This is a genomic window from Paraburkholderia tropica, assembly GCF_914484835.1.
Lineage (GTDB): Bacteria > Pseudomonadota > Gammaproteobacteria > Burkholderiales > Burkholderiaceae > Paraburkholderia > Paraburkholderia tropica_A.
Map to the genome: position 1 here is coordinate 213445 of NZ_CAJZAR010000028.1, position 16192 is coordinate 229636.

15 protein-coding genes are annotated in these 16192 nt (G+C 62.4%); 8 read left to right on the plus strand and 7 right to left on the minus strand.

The window, feature by feature from the left end; all coding sequences use genetic code 11:
- Position 1: 1 nt before the first annotated feature.
- The 3 genes from LDO54_RS03010 to LDO54_RS03020 all read left to right on the plus strand — a co-directional run bounded on the left by LDO54_RS03010 (position 2) and on the right by LDO54_RS03020 (position 5004).
- A complete protein-coding gene (locus tag LDO54_RS03010) occupies positions 2–1777 on the plus strand; it encodes a GMC family oxidoreductase (RefSeq protein WP_224006049.1) in 1776 nt (591 codons plus the stop codon).
- 16 nt (positions 1778–1793) lie between these two features.
- Positions 1794–3164: a c-type cytochrome gene (locus LDO54_RS03015; RefSeq protein WP_224006277.1), complete on the plus strand. Its 1371-nt coding sequence runs from the start codon at positions 1794–1796 to the stop codon at positions 3162–3164.
- Between the two features lie 280 nt (positions 3165–3444).
- A complete protein-coding gene (locus tag LDO54_RS03020; RefSeq protein WP_224006052.1) occupies positions 3445–5004 on the plus strand; it encodes a methyl-accepting chemotaxis protein in 1560 nt (519 codons plus the stop codon).
- 78 nt (positions 5005–5082) lie between these two features.
- On the opposite strand, the gene LDO54_RS03025 is transcribed toward LDO54_RS03020, so the two are convergent.
- A complete protein-coding gene (locus LDO54_RS03025) occupies positions 5083–6180 on the minus strand; it encodes a branched-chain amino acid ABC transporter substrate-binding protein (protein WP_436975489.1) in 1098 nt (365 codons plus the stop codon).
- Positions 6181–6671: 491 nt separating this feature from the next.
- Between LDO54_RS03025 and LDO54_RS03030 the strand changes: the two genes are divergently transcribed.
- Positions 6672–7907 carry a diaminopropionate ammonia-lyase gene (locus LDO54_RS03030; protein WP_224006058.1) on the plus strand — a complete coding sequence of 412 codons (1236 nt, stop codon included), beginning with the start codon at positions 6672–6674 and terminating at the stop codon, positions 7905–7907.
- Between the two features lie 68 nt (positions 7908–7975).
- Here LDO54_RS03030 and LDO54_RS03035 read toward each other — a convergent pair whose 3' ends face one another.
- Positions 7976–8452, minus strand: coding sequence for an Lrp/AsnC family transcriptional regulator (locus tag LDO54_RS03035; RefSeq protein WP_224006061.1), 477 nt, complete (start codon positions 8450–8452; stop codon positions 7976–7978).
- A 95-nt stretch (positions 8453–8547) separates the two neighbouring features.
- Here LDO54_RS03035 and LDO54_RS03040 point away from each other — a divergent pair, with 95 nt between their 5' ends.
- The 3 genes from LDO54_RS03040 (at position 8548) to LDO54_RS03050 (ending at position 11441) form a co-directional block, all read left to right on the plus strand.
- Positions 8548–8769: a hypothetical protein gene (locus tag LDO54_RS03040; protein ID WP_224006064.1), complete on the plus strand. Its 222-nt coding sequence runs from the start codon at positions 8548–8550 to the stop codon at positions 8767–8769.
- An 86-nt stretch (positions 8770–8855) separates the two neighbouring features.
- Positions 8856–10166 (plus strand): MFS transporter, encoded by a 1311-nt coding sequence (locus LDO54_RS03045; protein ID WP_224006067.1) that lies wholly within the window; start codon positions 8856–8858, stop codon positions 10164–10166.
- A 63-nt stretch (positions 10167–10229) separates the two neighbouring features.
- The gene (locus LDO54_RS03050) at positions 10230–11441 is read left to right on the plus strand and encodes a M20 aminoacylase family protein (protein WP_224006069.1); all 1212 of its coding nucleotides are present in this window, start codon (positions 10230–10232) and stop codon (positions 11439–11441) included.
- A 4-nt stretch (positions 11442–11445) separates the two neighbouring features.
- Here LDO54_RS03050 and LDO54_RS03055 read toward each other — a convergent pair whose 3' ends face one another.
- Positions 11446–11742, minus strand: a complete 297-nt coding sequence (locus LDO54_RS03055; RefSeq protein ID WP_224006072.1) for a hypothetical protein — start codon at positions 11740–11742, stop codon at positions 11446–11448.
- 250 nt (positions 11743–11992) lie between these two features.
- Here LDO54_RS03055 and LDO54_RS38870 point away from each other — a divergent pair, with 250 nt between their 5' ends.
- Positions 11993–12178 (plus strand): hypothetical protein, encoded by a 186-nt coding sequence (locus LDO54_RS38870; RefSeq protein ID WP_290371058.1) that lies wholly within the window; start codon positions 11993–11995, stop codon positions 12176–12178.
- A 104-nt stretch (positions 12179–12282) separates the two neighbouring features.
- Here the strand turns inward: LDO54_RS38870 and LDO54_RS03065 are convergent, their stop codons facing one another.
- From LDO54_RS03065 to LDO54_RS03080, 4 genes are read right to left on the minus strand one after another with little or no spacing between them, the layout of a single operon-like run.
- Complete coding sequence (locus tag LDO54_RS03065; RefSeq protein ID WP_224006075.1) at positions 12283–13449, minus strand: osmoprotectant ABC transporter ATP-binding protein OsmV; 1167 nt, start codon at positions 13447–13449, stop codon at positions 12283–12285.
- Positions 13446–14099, minus strand: a complete 654-nt coding sequence (locus LDO54_RS03070; RefSeq protein WP_224006078.1) for an ABC transporter permease — start codon at positions 14097–14099, stop codon at positions 13446–13448. The genes LDO54_RS03065 and LDO54_RS03070 overlap by 4 nt, the downstream gene beginning before the upstream one ends.
- Before the next feature lie 10 nt (positions 14100–14109).
- Positions 14110–15021 (minus strand): glycine betaine ABC transporter substrate-binding protein, encoded by a 912-nt coding sequence (locus tag LDO54_RS03075; protein ID WP_224006081.1) that lies wholly within the window; start codon positions 15019–15021, stop codon positions 14110–14112.
- Complete coding sequence (locus LDO54_RS03080; protein ID WP_224006084.1) at positions 15018–15734, minus strand: ABC transporter permease; 717 nt, start codon at positions 15732–15734, stop codon at positions 15018–15020. Before LDO54_RS03080 ends, LDO54_RS03075 begins: the two co-directional genes overlap by 4 nt.
- Between the last annotated feature and the right edge of the window lie 458 nt (positions 15735–16192).

A 16192-nucleotide genomic window follows, 5' to 3' on the forward strand; every position in this document is an offset into this window, starting at 1 on the left:
CATGACGATCAAGAAGAACAAGGTCGATTGCGTGATCGTCGGCTTCGGCTGGACCGGCGCGATCATGGCGCAGGAACTCACGGACGCGGGCCTCGACGTGGTCGCGCTCGAACGCGGCGCGATGCGCGACACGCCCACCGATGCGGCGTATCCGAAAGTCGTCGACGAACTCAAGTACGCCGTGCGCGGCGAGCTGTTCCAGGATCTGTCGAAGGAAACCGTCACGATCCGTCACGGCGTGGACGATCTCGCGGTGCCGTATCGTCAGCATCACTCGTTTCTGCTCGGCAATGGCGTGGGCGGCGCGGGCTTCCACTGGAACGGCATGCACTACCGCATGCTGCCTGAGGAACTGGAACTGCGTACGCGCTACGAGGAGCGCTACGGCAAGAAGTTCATTCCCGAAGGCATGCAGGTGCAGGACTTCGGCGTGACTTACGACGAGATGGAGCCGTTCTTCGACTTCGCGGAGAAGGTGTTCGGCACGTCGGGCACGGCGGGTAATCTCAACGGCAAGATCCAGCCGGGCGGCAATCCGCTCGAAGGCGCGCGCAAGAACGAATTCCCGACGCCCGCGCTGAAGAACGGTCTGGGCGCGACGTTGTTCGAGAAGGCCGCGCGCGATCTCGGTTTCCATCCGTATCCGGCGCCGGCGGCGAACGCGTCCACGCCGTACACGAACCCGTATGGCGTGCGTCTCGGACCGTGCAACTTCTGCGGCTTCTGCGAAGACTTCGGCTGCTACATGTATTCGAAGGCCTCGCCGCAGACCACCATTCTGCCTGTGCTGCTGAAGAAAAATAACTTCGAACTCCGTACCAAGTCGTACGTGACGAAGGTGCTGCTCGATTCCGAAGGCAAGCGCGCGACGGGCGTGACCTACATCGACGCACAAGGCCGCGAAGTCGAGCAGCCTGCGGACATCGTGATCGTCGCGGCGTTCCAGATGCACAACGTGCGTCTGCTGCTGCTCTCGGGTATCGGCAAGCCGTACGACCCGAAGACGGGCGAAGGCGTCGTGGGCCGCAACTACGCGTACCAGATGAACGGCGGCATCAACGTGCTGCTGCCGAAGGGCACGCAGCTCAATCCGTTTATCGGGACCGGCGCGGGCGGCGTGGGTATGGACGACTTCAACGGCGACCAGTTCGATCATGGCCCGCTCGGCTTCGTGGGCGGCGCGAGCATTCGCCACGTGCGCACGGGCGGCCGGCCGATCAATCAGGCCGCGACGGTGCCGGGCACGCCCACGTGGGGCAGCGGCTGGAAGGCGGGCGTGAGCGACGCGTATCAGCGCTACATGACGATCGGCATTTCGGGTTCGGTGATGCCGTATCGCGACGCCTATCTCGACCTCGATCCCACGTATCGCGACGCGCACGGCCTGCCGCTGCTGCGCATGACATTCGACTGGCACGACAACGAGTACAACATGCTCGACTACATCGGCACGCGCATGGAAGAAGTCGCGAAGGCGATGAACCCCGAGAAGCATTACCGCGCGATCCGCAAGAAGGGGCAGCACTACGACACGCGCGTGTATCAGTCGACGCACACGACGGGCGGCGCGGTGATGGGCTCGTCGCCGGCGACCAGTGTGGTCAACAAGTATCTGCAAAGCTGGGACGTGCACAACGTGTTCGTGCTGGGCGCTTCGGCGTTCCCGCAGAACATGGGTTACAACCCGACTGGCATCGTGGCGGCGCTCGCGTATCACTCGGCGAAGGCGATCCGTGAGCAGTATCTGAAGAATCCGGCTCCGCTGGTTCAGGCTTGAGGAGCGCGCGATGACGATGAAGAAAATCACGATGGCCGCGCTGTCCTCGGCGATGGTCGCGGGCGCGGCGTGGGCCGCTTACGCGTTCGCACAGGAGCCGGCTTCAGCGCCGCGCGTGGCAACGCAGGCCGCGCAACCGCAAGCGACGGCCGCGATGAGCGACGCCGACAAGGCGCTCATCGAGAAGGGCCGCTATCTCGCGGCGGCGGCGGACTGTATCGCGTGCCACACCGCGAAGAACGGCAAGCCCTTCGCGGGCGGTCTGGGTATCGATTCGCCGATCGGCAAGATCTATTCGACCAATATCACGCCGGACAAGGCGACGGGCATTGGCGACTACACGTTCCAGGAGTTCGACGATGCCGTGCGTCGCGGCGTGGCGAAGAATGGCTCGTCGCTTTATCCCGCCATGCCGTACGTCTCCTACGCGAAGGTCAAGCCCTCGGACGTGAAGGCGCTCTACGCGTACTTCATGCATGGCGTGCAGCCGGTCGCGCAGCCGAACCGGTCGACCGATATCATGTGGCCGCTTTCGATGCGCTGGCCGCTGCGTTTCTGGCGCATGGCGTTCGCGCCGGACGCGATCACGGACGACCGCCCGCTGCCGAACGATCCGATCGTACGCGGCCGCTATCTGGTGGAAGGTCTCGCGCATTGCAGCGCGTGCCACACGCCGCGCGGCGTTGGCTTGCAGGAGAAGTCGCTGACTGACGACGGCCACACGTTCCTCTCGGGCGGCGTGATCGACGGCTATCTCGCGAAGAACCTGCGCGGCGACAGCAAGGACGGTCTCGGCACGTGGAGCGAGGCGGATATCGTCGCGTTCCTGAAGGGCGGACGCACGGCGCATTCGGCGGCCTTCGGCGGCATGACGGAAGTGGTCGAGAACAGCACGCAGCATATGAGCGATGCGGATCTCTTCGCGATTGCCGCGTATCTGAAGACGCTCGCGCCGGCTGACGCCGCAGGCAGTGCGTTGCTGCCCAATCCGGCCGCCGCCACCGCGTTGCGCGCGGGCACCGATCGCAGCAATGGCGCGCTGACCTACGTTGACAACTGTGCTGCGTGCCATCGCACGACCGGCGTGGGATATTCGGGCACTTTCCCGGCACTTGCGCTTTCGTCGGCGGTGAATTCGGATGATCCGACTTCGTTGATTCATCTCGTGCTGCAAGGTGGCGAAATGCCGTGGACTAAATCGGCGCCGACACACTACGGCATGCCGGGCTTCTCGGATCGGTTGACTAACCGCGATGTCGCCGACGTGCTGACTTTCGTGCGATCGAGCTGGGGCAATCACGCGCCGGCGGTCACGGCGGATCAGGTCGCGAAGGTACGCGAAGCGGTCAAGGCATCAGCGCAGCCCATACGCGCGGAGAACCCGTAACGCGTTTGCGAAAGCGTTTGACCCGGTGAGAGCGACATGCGCTCACCGACTTTTGACCCGTGACGACACAGTGCCGTCACGGGTCAAATGATAGATCATGGTGCAGACTTCTCGTGCTCAACCATTTAATCAGGTATGCGTATTAAGTTGTGGTGGAAATGTCGCTGGCGACACCGAATTAATCTGTAAAACGACTAAAGGTGTGTGTGATGTTGCCGATATTCATTAAGAATGTACCGAACTGACCCTGCCTGATTGACAGACCAACGACAGTCCTCTCATGACGATGCTACGCACCCATCTTTCGATTAATGGCCGCCTCATTGCGGCGATGTCCTTTCTTGGCGTTCTGCTGATTGTCATCGGCGCGTTTGGGCTTGTTGGCATGGTCGCCAGCAACAACGCGAACCGGCATACGTACTCCGAACAACTGCCGAAGTCGATCGCCGTGGGTGAGATGACGATCATGGTGGGCCGTCAGCGCACGTCGCTCGATCGCGCGGCGATCAATCCCGGCTCGCAAGACGCACAGAACATGTACGGCAAGGAAAAGGAAGTTCGGGACGCCGCGGAAGCCGCCTGGCAAAAATATCTTTCTTTGCCGCGCGATGCAGAAGAGGACCAACTGGCATCGAGCGTCACGCAGCAATACCAGGCAACGGAAGCCGAACTCGCACGTTTTCGCGACGCCACGCAGCGCGGCGATCGCGACGAAATCCTCAAGCTGATGTTCAGTGTGGGCAAGATCTACACGACCATGCAGGAGGCGGCGAACGCGCTGAAGACTTATCAGTTCAAGCAGTCGAAGGAAGAGTACGAGACCACGGAGCGTCACTATCATCTATTCGTCGCGGCCAGCATTGGCGCGATCCTCGCGGGCCTGTGCGCTGCGGTCGGTAGCTGGTATTTTCTGCGCAAGGCAATTCTCGTCCCGGTGAACGATGCGGTGGCGCATTTCGGACAGATTGCGCAAGGCAATCTCAGCCGCAAGATCGAGGTCCGCACGCACGACGAAATGGGGCGTATGCTCGGCGGTCTCGTGGAAATGCAGACGAATCTTCGGCAGACGGTACGCACGCTGAGCGAAGGCAGCAACGCGATCGCAAGCGCAACGCGTCAGATCGCCGCCGGCAACGCGGACCTTTCGGCGCGCACGGAGTCGCAAGCGGCATCGCTTCAGGAAACGGCAACGAGCACCGATGAGTTGACGAGCACGGTCCGTCAAAACGCCGACAACGTGCAGCGCGCAAGCGAGCTGTCGTCGACGGCATCGAACATTGCGCGGCGCGGGCATGAGGTTGTGTCGCGCGTCGTCAAGACAATGGGCGACATCAGCCAAAGTTCCGCGTCGGTGGCTGAAATCACCGCGATCATCGAAGGCATTGCCTTCCAGACCAATATTCTCGCGCTCAACGCCGCAGTCGAAGCCGCGCGTGCCGGCGATCAGGGGCGTGGCTTCGCGGTCGTGGCGGGCGAAGTCCGCACGCTCGCCCAGCGATCTTCCGCAGCCGCGAAGGAAATTCGCGAGTTGATCGCAAAGTCGACGACGCGTATCGACGATGGTGCGAAACAGGTCAACGAAGCTGGCGACACCATGACCGAATTGATCGATGCGGTCGCGCGTACGAACGCGATCATGTCGGAAATCGCCGCGGCCACGCAGGAGCAGAGTCACGGGCTGAGTCAGGTCAGCATCGCGGTGAATAACATGGACAACGCCACTCAACAGAATGCGGCCTTGGTCGAAGAAGCCGCCGCCGCTGCGAGTTCGCTTGAAGACCAGGCACGCATGCTCGCAGCGACGGCAGCGCAGTTTACGCTCGGCGAAGAAGTGGCCTGAGCGACATCAGTTTCCGGCTGAGCGAGTTCGCCGCGTTCTGCGCGACGATATCGCAGCGAATCCGAAACAGCGCCGTCCTTACATTTTCATAATGTCGATGAGTGTTTTTTCGCCCTTCTTGTAGTAAAAGAGCGAGATCACACCATGCTCCAAATCACCTTTCGAGTCGAATGCCGTTTGGCCGATCACACCCTCGTAATCGGTCGATGGCATTGCAGCAAGAATCTTTGCGGGGGCGGTCGAGTTGGCGCGTTTCATCGCGTCCACAAGGATGTACACGGAGTCGTATGAATACGGTGCGTAAATCTGGATAGGTTGCCCGTAGCGCTTTTTGTATTTCTCGCTAAATGCCGCCCCTCCCGGCATCTTCGAAAGCGCCATTCCGGCTTCAGAGCAGATAACGTTATCGGTTGCCGTACCGGCCAGTTCTGCCAGCGACTCCGTACACACGCCATCGCCCGCGAGAATTCGCGCGTGAATGCCGAGTTTCGCCGCTTGCTTCGCGAACGGGCCGCCCGTTGCGTCTTCGCCGCCGTACATGATGACGTCAGGATGCTCGCCCTTGATCCTGGTGAGGATCGAGCGGAAGTCCACGGCCTTGTCGTTCGTCGCGTCGTGCGAAAGCACGGTCGCGCCTTGCTTCCTCGCTCCTTTCTCAAACTCGCTGGCGAGCCCTTGGCCATAGGCCGTCGAGTCGTCCACGATTGCCACAGTCCGCGCTTTCAGCGCCGTCAACGCGTAGTTCGCGAGTGCCGGTCCCTGCTGCGCATCAGTACCGACCACGCGGAACGCAGTCTTGTAACCGAGCAAGGTATAGGCCGGATTGGTTGCGCCCGGTGAAATTTGAACGATTCCTGCATCGCTAAAGATCTTGGCGGCGGGAATGGTTGTGCTCGACATGTCGCTGCCAATGACCGCGACCACACCGTCGTCGACCAGCTTCTGGGCAACGACGGTGCCCGTCTTGGGGTCCGCTGCGTCGTCCTGAGCATCGAGTTCGAATTTGACCTTCTTGCCTGCGATCACCAGTTGCTTCGCGTTGATCTCCTCGATCGCGAGACGCGCACCATTTTGGTCGTCCTTGCCCACATGGGCGCTCATGCCGGTCAATGGAGCGAAGTGTCCAATCCTGACAATTTCATCGGCATTCGACGTCGTCGCGATCGCCGAGAACATAAGCGCCACGACGGCGACCAGACTTGACTTGCCACGCACAACAATCATATTGATCTCCACTTGAGGTTCAGTGATGGTTGACTTCCGATCGACCCAGGGTAAAGCGAAGAACTACTCGCGAGCGCTTTACGAGGCGTGGAAGAAGTCTATCGATGCGTCCTGATATCCAATATGGGCGTCAAAGGTGATTTCGCGAATTTTTCTCTAAATAGCGCTCGCTGCTGCAAATTTATTCACCTCGGGCGACGCGGGTCCGCCTGCGGCAAGCCGGCATCGGACTGCTCCATAACTGCATTCCTTCACCGCTGAAAGAAATCTCGCATTTCGTCCGCCATTCGATACGAATTTGCATTGTCTGTTTCTGTTTCGATAAAAACGAGAGAGCTGGGCGCATTACCATTTACGTATGCCGTTCGGATGGTCTTCGCCGGAACACTGAACGATCGTTTCGATCACCAGCCCATCTAATCTTTTAGATAAAGAGCTTTATGATGTTTACATCGAACAGACACATTGCACATTCGCCTTATCCTGATCGACTGAAGGAGATATTGAATATCGCAGCGGTCAATGAAAGTCGGGAGTGGCTTGCCTTTTGGCCCGGTATCAACATGGCCGGCACGCCCTTGTGGACGCTGCCGGGACTCGCGCAGCAGTTCGGCGTTGCACATATCAGCCTCAAAGATGAATCGACCCGTTCACCGCTCGGGAGCTTCAAGGCGCTCGGCGCGCCGATCGCGCTGGTACGGTTGATCAAACGTCGCTGGCCGGAGCATGCGTTGAGCGCAGATGATCTGTTCGCGGGGCGACACCGTGATTTGCTTGCGCACTTCACGGTGATTAGTGCAACTGACGGCAACCACGGCAAAGCACTCGCCGCCGCCGCGCAAGCCATAGGATGTGGATGCGTAATCGTGATTCATGCGAACGTCATTGCCGAGCGTGAGCAGGCTATCGCCGCGTACGGCGCACGGATCGTGCGTAGTGCGGGCAACTACGATCAATCGGTCGAAGAAGCCGCACGACTGGCTGCACAGAATGGCTGGCATGTCGTATCCGACACGTCATACGAGGGATACGAGGACGTCCCGCGCGACGTGATGCAGGGCTACGGGATCATCGCGGCGGAAGTCATCGAACAGGCGAAGTGCACCCCGGACCACTGCGCATTCACGCATGTTTTCGTGCAAGGAGGTGTCGGTGGTCTCGCGGCCGGCATCGTGGGACAGCTTTGGGAGTTTCATCAACTCAGGCGCCCGCGCTTTGTCGTCGTCGAGCCGCAGGAGGCGGACTGTCTGTATCAAAGCGCCGTCGCGGGTCGACTGAAAAAGGCAACGGGCTCCGTCGACTCGATTATGGCGGGACTCGCGTGCGGCGAAGCATCGCCGCTCGCGTGGAAAATGCTGGAGAAGGGCGCCGATCATTTCATGACGATCGACGACTCCGAGGCTGTTCAGGCAATGCGTGTGGCCGCGGCCGGCAACGTTTTCGATCCTCCGCTCGTCATCGGCGAATCTGGCGCGGCGGGCCTTGCCGGCCTCCACGCGCTGCTACGTCAACCCGCGTTGAAGGCGGAAGCCGGACTCGATGCGCAGTCGCGCGTGTTGCTCATCAGCACCGAAGGCGCGACTGCACCCTCGGTCTACGAGGCGTGCGTCGGCGAGGCTGCCGAGTCGGTCCTCGCGAGACAGGCTGCGTGGCTGCCGCCTTCTTCCACCACACGCTAACTCGTTGCGTCGTGTAGAGCGGGGCGGTGCAGCCAACATGGCTTCCCGCTCGCGCTTGTGCGCCAAACTTAGGGCTCGATACCAAGCGGCACATTAAGTCCGGCCTTCACCCGGTCCATGACGACAAGCGTCTTGAAGCGCTTCACGTTGTTATTGCCGAAGAACAGTTCGCGAGTCAGCTCGTCGTATTGGTCCATATCGCGCACGACGAGCACCAGTACGAAATCCCATTCGCCCGCAATGTAATAACACTGCTGGATTTGCGGGCAGGCTCCGAACGTTCGCTTCATTGCATCGAGCAGGTCGATCTGTTCCCGCTCGATCTCAACCGTCACGATAATCATCAGCGGATAACCCACCGCATCGGATTTGACGACTGCGGTGTACCGCTCAATGACCTTGTCATCGGACAGACGCTTCAAACGCCGATTGACTGCCGCAGTCGACAGGTTGACGCGCGCGCCTAATTCGTTTTGTGGAATGCGCGCATCGTTTTGGACTTCTGCAAGCAATTTCCGGTCATAGTCGTCGAGTTGAGCAGCCATCGAGAAATCCATCAAGTGCAGTGAAAATGCAAAAATATTGCGTTTGCAGCCGGGAAGATCGGGGGTTGTGGCCGGTTCGCGAAATAATATTGTAGGTGAAGCGCCTGAAGAAAAAATATCACGAGGTCGTTCTCCAGAACGTGCGGTGTCGACAACAGCGGATCGCCGTTGGAAGAAAAGCCTCTATTGACTTGCGCGCGATCGCTCACCAATTACCAGTTCCCAACCACACCGCCACCAAACCAGTTATTCAATCGATTCCATCTGGTTATCACGATGAAAATTTCTCACTTCTTTCAAAAAGCCGCTTGGGCTGAATATCGAATCGCCTGATGCGCGGCTGGCCGCGCGCACAGCGCGCCGCCCCGAACGCGCCGTTCGGTCCAGCCCGCGGAGATTCGCCATGAATGACGTAACGCTCAGCAGCGCCGACGACGCGCCCGCCCTCCAGCCGCCCGCGCGCACGCAAACGCGCGCCAGCCAGTTCCGCCTGATCGCCGCCTGCTCGATCGGCAACGCGCTCGAAATGTACGACTTCACGGTCTACAGTTTCTTTGCGCTGCTGATTGGCCGGCTCTTTTTCCCCTCCGATAGTCCCTACGGTTCGCTGCTGCTCGCGGTTGCCACGTTCGGCATCGGCTTCGTGATGCGCCCGCTCGGCGGCCTCATTATCGGCAGCTACGCCGACCGGCGCGGCCGCAAGGCCGCCATGACGCTCACCATCGCGCTGATGGTGGGCGGCACGCTCTGCATCGCGCTCGCGCCCACTTACGCGCAGGCGGGCGTGTGGGGTTCGCTGGTGCTGCTTGCGGGCCGCTTGTTGCAGGGCTTTTCGCTCGGCGGTGAAGTCGGCGCATCTACATCGATGCTGATGGAGTCGGGCGCGGTCAACCAGCGCGGCTTTCGCGTGAGCTGGCAACTGGGCAGCCAGGGGATCTCGGCACTGCTCGGCGCGCTCACGGGCGCCGCGCTGTACGCCACGCTCACGCCGTCGTCGCTCGAAAGCTGGGGCTGGCGCCTGCCGTTTCTCGGCGGCCTCGCGATCGCGCCCGTCGGGCTCTATATCCGCGCCAAACTCGACGAAACGCACGAAGCCGAACCGGATGCGCCCAGTCCGCTCGGCACGCTCATGCGCGAGCACGGCGCGAAGGTGGGGCTCGGCATACTCGCGGTAACGGCGGGTACGGTCGGCATGTATCTCGTGGTGTTTTTCATGCCGACCTACATGATTCGCGTGCTCAAGATGCCGCCGTCGCTGTCGCTGCTCTCGGGCTGCGCGACGGGCATCACGATGCTGATTGCGTCGCTCGTATCCGGACGTCTCGCCGACCGCCTCACGCGCCGCAAGCCGCTCGTGATCGCTTCGATCGTATTCAACATCGTCGTCGTGGTGCCCGCATTCTGGCTGATGACGCGCTTTCCGAGCGTGCCGCTCGTGCTGCTGCTCTCGGTCGTCATGACGGCCTGCGCCAACCTCGGCTCCACGCCGATGCTGCTCGTGCTCATGGAGATGCTGCCCGCGTCTGTGCGCGCGAGCGGTCTTTCGGTGATCTATAGCGTGGGCGTGACGGTGTTCGGCGGCAGCTCGCAGTTCATCGTCACCTGGCTGATCGCGAAGACCGGCAATCCGCTTTCGCCGGCGCTGTACATGGTCGCGTGCGGATGCGTGACGCTGTTCGCGGTATGGCGCATCCGCGAGCGCCGCGTTGCCTGAGCGCGCAACATCCAATACAACCCGAGCCGACACGGCCAAAGAACCAGAGAGGATGACATCGACATGAAGCGCGAACCTACACTCACGCCGTTTCAGCTTTTGCCGACGCTGCTGCCCGAGATCGACATCGACGCCGAAACCTTCATCGGCATGCGACGCCAGATTCATTCGCAGCCCGAACTAGGTTTCGAAGTCGGATCGACCGCGAAGCTCGTGGCGATGCTGCTCGAACAATGGGGCTACGAGGTGCATACGGGCATCGGGCGCAGCGGCGTGGTCGGGCAACTGAAGCTTGGCAACGGCACGAAGCGGCTGGGCATCCGCGCGGATATGGACGCCTTGCCCATCGTCGAGAACACGGGGCTGCCGTATGCGAGCCAGAACGCGGGCAAGATGCACGCGTGCGGCCACGACGGCCATACGGCGATCCTGCTCGCAGCGGCGAAGGCGCTGGCCGACAAGCGCGATTTCGACGGCACGCTGAACCTGATCTTTCAGCCCGACGAGGAGAACCTCTGCGGCGCGAAGGCCATGATCGACGACGGCCTGTTCGAGCGCTTTCCCTGCGACGCCGTGTACGCGCTGCACAACATGCCGGGCGTGCCGGCGGGCACGTTCCGCGTGCTGGCGGGGCCGGTGAGTTTGTCTTCCGATGTCGCCGACGTCACGCTCAAGGGCGTGGGCGGACACGGCGCGATGCCGCATCGCGTGAAGGACCCGGTCGTGGCCGCCGCCGCGTTGATCACGGCCTTGCAGACCGTGGTCGCGCGCAACGTCGCGCCCGACGACACGGCCGTGGTGTCGGTCGGTTTCATTCGCGGCGGCGCCACGCATAACGTGATTCCCGAAACCGTCACGCTCGGCGTGAACATTCGTGCGGCGCGCCCGGACACGCGTGAACTGGTGGAGCAGCGCGTGCGCGAGATCATCGCGTTGACGGCGCAGGCGCATGGCGTGGAGGCGCAGATCGACTATCGCCAGCTCACGCCGCCGATGGTGAACACGCCCGATGAAACGTTGCTCGCGCAACAGGTTTGCGCGGAGCTGGTCGGCGCGGAAAACGTGGTGGTGCAGGCGCCGAAAGGCCTGAACGGCAGCGAGGATTTCGCGTGGATGCTCAACGCGGTGCCGGGCTGCTATCTGCTGCTCGGCAACGGCGAAGGCGAGTTCGGCGGCTGCATGGTGCACAACCCCGGCTACGATTTCAACGATCGCGTCTTGCCACTCGGCGCGGCTGCCTGGGTGCGTCTGGTGCAGCGCTATCTGGTGGCGTAGGCGTTCAGGTGGCGTCGCTGGCGATGTCTTGCGCGTGGCGTTCGCCGTCGTCGATGAGTTTGTCGACGATGCCACGGCCCACGCTGTAGCCGCCCATCAGCGCGTCGGCCGCGGACTCGAACGCGCGGCCCGACGTGCGGTCGATGCGCAAGCGCGCGAACGGCAGCTCGCGCGATTCGTCTGCGGAAATCAGGAGGACGGCGATATGGTCGAGCGCCGTGGCGGCGCCGTCCGGCGTGCGGCAGACGGTTTCGACGCTGACGTCGATGGCGTGGCCGCGATGGTGATAAAGGCGTTGCATGCGTAGGGCTCGGGCGCGCGTGACGGCGCGGTGGGCGAGCCGCGATTGTGCGGGCAACGAGCTTAGGAAACGCTTAAGAAAATGAACGCTGGGCCTTCGTGCGCGTCGAATGTTTGTCGTACGAATGAGCCGGCCGCGTATCGCTGATCGCGTGTGAGGCCAGGCGGCAGGCATGCGCGTTGCTCATGCGCTTGTCCCTGGTCGATGCGTGGCGTGCGCGCGCCGCTCGACCTTCGCCACAGGAGAGCCCATGAAGAAGCTGATCACGATGTTGACCGCGCTGTTCCTCACCGCCGCGCTTGGCGGCTGCTGGTGGGGACCGCCACCAGGCGGCGGCCCCGGCGGCCCTGGCGGCTATGGCGGCGGCCCGGGCGGTCCCGGCGGCGGACCGGGCGGAGGCCCAGGCGGTGGTCCTGGCGGCGGTGGCCCGCGCTAACGCGTTCGCTTTGTAGCGCCCCAAAAAAGAAAGGGCTCGTTCGCATGACACGACCGAGCCCTTTTTCATGATGCCTCGCGAACGCGAACGCGAGCGCAGTCGCGTCAGGCCGTGGCAGCGGCCTTGACGGACGAACCCGGCGCCTGGCCCGTTTGCTGGCGCGAACGGCCCGAGCTGAGATATTCGGCGATCGAGTCCTGCGTGATCTCGCCGACATAGCCGCCGTCGGCGTCGAGCACCGGCATCCACGAAGCGCTGAACTGATACATCTTCGAGAGCACCACGCGCAGATTGTCTTCGGCCGAGACCGACGCCGCGAACGGCGTGACGCGCTCGCCGCACGCGCCATCGGCGCCACGGGCCGCGCGGCGCGTGACATAGCCGAGCGCATGGCGCGCATCGTCGAGCACCGTGAGATAGCGCGTGTCGGCTTCGTCCATCACCGAGAAGGCGTGCGTGAGCGGCGTGTCGACGCGCGCCGTTTCGGGCTGCGTGGCGGCGTCGCCGGCCTTCACGAGCAGCAGGCGCTTGAGCGTGCTGTCCTGGCCCACGAACTGTGCGACGAACTCGTCGCGCGGCCGCGCGAGCAGCGTATCGGGATGATCGTATTGCACGAGCTGGCCGCGACGGAACACGGCGATGCGGTCGCCGAGCTTGATCGCTTCGTCGATGTCGTGACTCACCATGATCACGGTCTTCTTCAGTTGCCGCTGCATCTGGAAGAACTCGTTCTGGATGGTTTCGCGATTGATCGGATCGACCGCGCCGAACGGCTCGTCCATCAGCAGCACGGGCGGATCGGCGGCCAGCGCGCGAATCACGCCGATACGCTGTTGCTGACCGCCCGACAATTCGCGCGGATAACGCTTCAAATACAGCTTCGGATCGAGCGCGACCATCGACATGAGTTCGGTCGCGCGCTCGGCGCAACGCTTCTTGTCCCAGCCGAGCAGACGCGGCACGACCGTGATGTTTTCCTCGATCGTCATGTTCGGGAACAGGCCGATCTGCTGAATCACATAGCCGATATGGCGGCGCAGATCGACTTCGTTCAGGCCGGTCGTGTCCTCGCCGTTGATCAGCACGCGCCCCGAAGTCGGCTCGATCAGGCGGTTGATCATCTTGAGCGTGGTGGTCTTGCCGCAGCCCGACGGGCCGAGAAACACGCAGATTTCGCCCTCAGGCACCGAGAGGCTCACGGAGTCCACGGCCTTCACGGGCTGGCCGCCTTTCTGTGCGAAGGTCTTGGTCAGTTTGTCGAGTTCGATCATGTCTTCTGTACTCCTTTCGGTGTGAGCGCGCGTTGCAGGGCCTGCAACAGCAGGTCGGCGACGATCGCCACGATACTGACCAGCACGGCGCCGACCAGCAGTTTCATCATGCTGCTCTGGCCGATGGCGCGCAGGATCAGCGTGCCGAGTCCGCCCGCGCCAATGACGGCGGCGATCGTCATCACGCCGATGTTCATCACGACCGCGGTGCGCACGCCCGCGAGAATCACGGGCACCGCGAGCGGCAGGTCGACGAGGCGCAGCCGCTGCCACGAGGTCATGCCGATGCCGGTGCCGGCTTCCTTGATGCCCGGCTCCACGTTGCGCAGCGCGAGATAGGTGTTGCGCATGATCGGCAGCAGCGAGTAGAGGAACACCGCCGTGATCGCGGGCACCGCGCCGATGCCTTGGCCGAAGCGCGAAAAGAACGGGATCATCAGGCCGAACAGCGCGATGGACGGCAGCGTGAGCACGACGGTGGCGAGGCCGAGCAGCGGTCCCGCGAGCCATTCGTGACGGCTCACGAGCACGCCGAGCGGCACGCCCGCGATAATCGCGCAGCCCACGGCGATGCCGACGAGCCAGATGTGTTGTAGCGTGAGCTGGAGCAGGTCGGGCCAGCTCGACGCGAGATAGTCGAATAGGTTCATGCGTGCTCCTTCAAGGCAACGGGTGGGCGCGCAGGAACGCATCGGCTACGTCGCGCGGCGACTTGCCGTCGAGGTCCACCGCCTTGTTCATGTCCTGCATCACGTCGTTATTGAGCGCCGCCGAGAGCGCGTTGAGTTGCGCCGCGAGCTTCGGATTGTGTTCGAGCGTGGCCTTGCGCACGATCGGCACGGCGTTGTACGGCGGGAAGAAACGCTTGTCGTCTTCGAGCGGAATGATGCCGAAGCCCTTCACGCGGCCATCGGTCGTGTAGACGAGACCGATCTTGATCTGGTTGTTATGCAGCGCCGTGTAGACGAGACCGGGGTCCATCTGCTTCATCTGCGAGCGCTTGAAGTGCATGTCGTAGGTGTCGAGCAGCGGCTTCAGGCCGTCGGGGCGATTCGCGAATTCGGCGTCCATACCGAACACCATGTGCTTCGCCTTGGGATTCGTCTTCAGATAATCGGCGAGCTGCGAGATGGTCTTGATGCCCGTCTGCTGCGCGAATTCGCTGGGCAGGCCGAGCGCGTAGGTGTCGTTGAGCGTGGACGCATTGAGCCAGATGAGCCCGCGCGGTTCGTCGAGTTCCTTCACGCGCTGGTACATGGCTTCGGGGCCGAGCTTGTCGGTAAGCTTGTCGTAGACCAGCGCCGCCGTGCCCGTGTAATCCCACACCATGTCGAACTGGCCGTTCTCCAGCGCGCTGCGCATGAGCGTGCTGCCGAGGCCCGAACGCACTTCCACGTCATAGCCGCGCGAGCGCAGATATTGCGCCGTGACTTCGGCCAGCACGTATTGCTCGGTGAAGTTCTTCGCGCCGAGCACGATCCTGGCCGCGAACGCGGAGGTACTGGCCGCGAAGCACAGCGTGCCGATGGCGAAGGCGCTCGCGAGACGTCGTATCGTACTGCGAAACATCATGCGAGACCTCCGTGGCGCAGCATCCATTGACGGCTGCCCGTCGCGACAATGCCGTCGAGCGCGAGCGCGAGAATCGCCGTGATTGCGGCGCCCAGCAGCAGCAAGGGCTGATTGTCGAGATAGATGCCGGGGAAGATCAGCGAGCCGAGGCTGTCCGCGCCGATGAGGTAGGCGAGCGGCGCCGTGCCCACGTTGATGGCGAGCGCGGTACGCACGCCGCCCACGATGATCGGCACCGCATTCGGCAGTTCGACGCGCGTGAGCGATTGCCAGCCCGTCATGCCGATGCCTTTTGCGGCTTCGCGCAGCGAGGCAGGCACGTTCTTCACGCCTTCATAGGTGTTGCGCGTGATCGGCAGCAGCGAGGCGAGAAACAGCGCGACGATGGCCGGAATATCGCCGATACCGAAGATGCCGAGCGCGATCGCGAGCACGGCGAGCGAAGGAATCGTGTTGCCGATGTTGAAGATCTGCATGAAGCGTTCGGCCTGGCGCTGAAAGCGCGGGCGGCTGAGCAGCACGCCGGCGGGCACGCCGACGAGGATGGCGAGCGCCATCGACCAGACCACGAGCAGCATGTGCTGGCCCGTGTAGTACGCGAGATCGCCCGCATGGCTGCGGAACGTATCGGCGCCGATGCCGCGGGCGAGGGCCCACGCAATGACGGCTATCGCTATGAGGCTGCCCACGAGTTGGACAGTGCGTCGAGTCATGAAGATACGCCTCCTTGTAGACGAAACGGCGCGCGCAGGCACGCCGCGAGAGCGCCGCAATGGCGCTGCGAAGGAAGTTCGTGATCCCGGCATGGCCGCGATTGAACTGACGGAAACAGTCTGTACCGGCGCGCGTTCAGTGCGCTGCCGGCCGTCGAATGAACGCTATGGCGTTCGTCTGGTTGTCATGTTCAGCCCGGCTGCGCGTTGTGCGTGCCAGAGCATGGGCGCCGTTCGATGCTTGCAACGGCAAGAGTGCGGTAGCAATTTGCGTGCCGCTGGAACCGGAGGTTCCGTTTGATGGTGCGAGCCTGCTGCAAGCGTGAAATTTGCACGACGTTGCAGCGCGAATCGCAAGAGATGTTGCGTTTTGTAATTAAGACGAACCGAGTATAGAGCAATAAATTAAATGCGTCCACCATAGTGGCCGCACATAACGCGAAACGCTCGATTGCAAA

What these genes read in the sequence shown, in the direction of transcription:
- LDO54_RS03010 (WP_224006049.1), top strand. Translation starts at nt 2, where the DNA reads ATGACGATCAAGAAGAACAAGGTCGATTGCGTGATCGTCGGCTTCGGC.
- LDO54_RS03015 (WP_224006277.1), top strand. Translation starts at nt 1,794, where the DNA reads ATGAAGAAAATCACGATGGCCGCGCTGTCCTCGGCGATGGTCGCGGGC.
- LDO54_RS03020 (WP_224006052.1), top strand. Translation starts at nt 3,445, where the DNA reads ATGACGATGCTACGCACCCATCTTTCGATTAATGGCCGCCTCATTGCG.
- LDO54_RS03025 (WP_436975489.1), bottom strand. Translation starts at nt 6,180, where the DNA reads ATGTTCTCGGCGATCGCGACGACGTCGAATGCCGATGAAATTGTCAGG.
- LDO54_RS03030 (WP_224006058.1), top strand. Translation starts at nt 6,672, where the DNA reads ATGTTTACATCGAACAGACACATTGCACATTCGCCTTATCCTGATCGA.
- LDO54_RS03035 (WP_224006061.1), bottom strand. Translation starts at nt 8,452, where the DNA reads ATGGCTGCTCAACTCGACGACTATGACCGGAAATTGCTTGCAGAAGTC.
- LDO54_RS03045 (WP_224006067.1), top strand. Translation starts at nt 8,856, where the DNA reads ATGAATGACGTAACGCTCAGCAGCGCCGACGACGCGCCCGCCCTCCAG.
- LDO54_RS03050 (WP_224006069.1), top strand. Translation starts at nt 10,230, where the DNA reads ATGAAGCGCGAACCTACACTCACGCCGTTTCAGCTTTTGCCGACGCTG.
- LDO54_RS03055 (WP_224006072.1), bottom strand. Translation starts at nt 11,742, where the DNA reads ATGCAACGCCTTTATCACCATCGCGGCCACGCCATCGACGTCAGCGTC.
- LDO54_RS38870 (WP_290371058.1), top strand. Translation starts at nt 11,993, where the DNA reads ATGAAGAAGCTGATCACGATGTTGACCGCGCTGTTCCTCACCGCCGCG.
- LDO54_RS03065 (WP_224006075.1), bottom strand. Translation starts at nt 13,449, where the DNA reads ATGATCGAACTCGACAAACTGACCAAGACCTTCGCACAGAAAGGCGGC.
- LDO54_RS03070 (WP_224006078.1), bottom strand. Translation starts at nt 14,099, where the DNA reads ATGAACCTATTCGACTATCTCGCGTCGAGCTGGCCCGACCTGCTCCAG.
- LDO54_RS03075 (WP_224006081.1), bottom strand. Translation starts at nt 15,021, where the DNA reads ATGATGTTTCGCAGTACGATACGACGTCTCGCGAGCGCCTTCGCCATC.
- LDO54_RS03080 (WP_224006084.1), bottom strand. Translation starts at nt 15,734, where the DNA reads ATGACTCGACGCACTGTCCAACTCGTGGGCAGCCTCATAGCGATAGCC.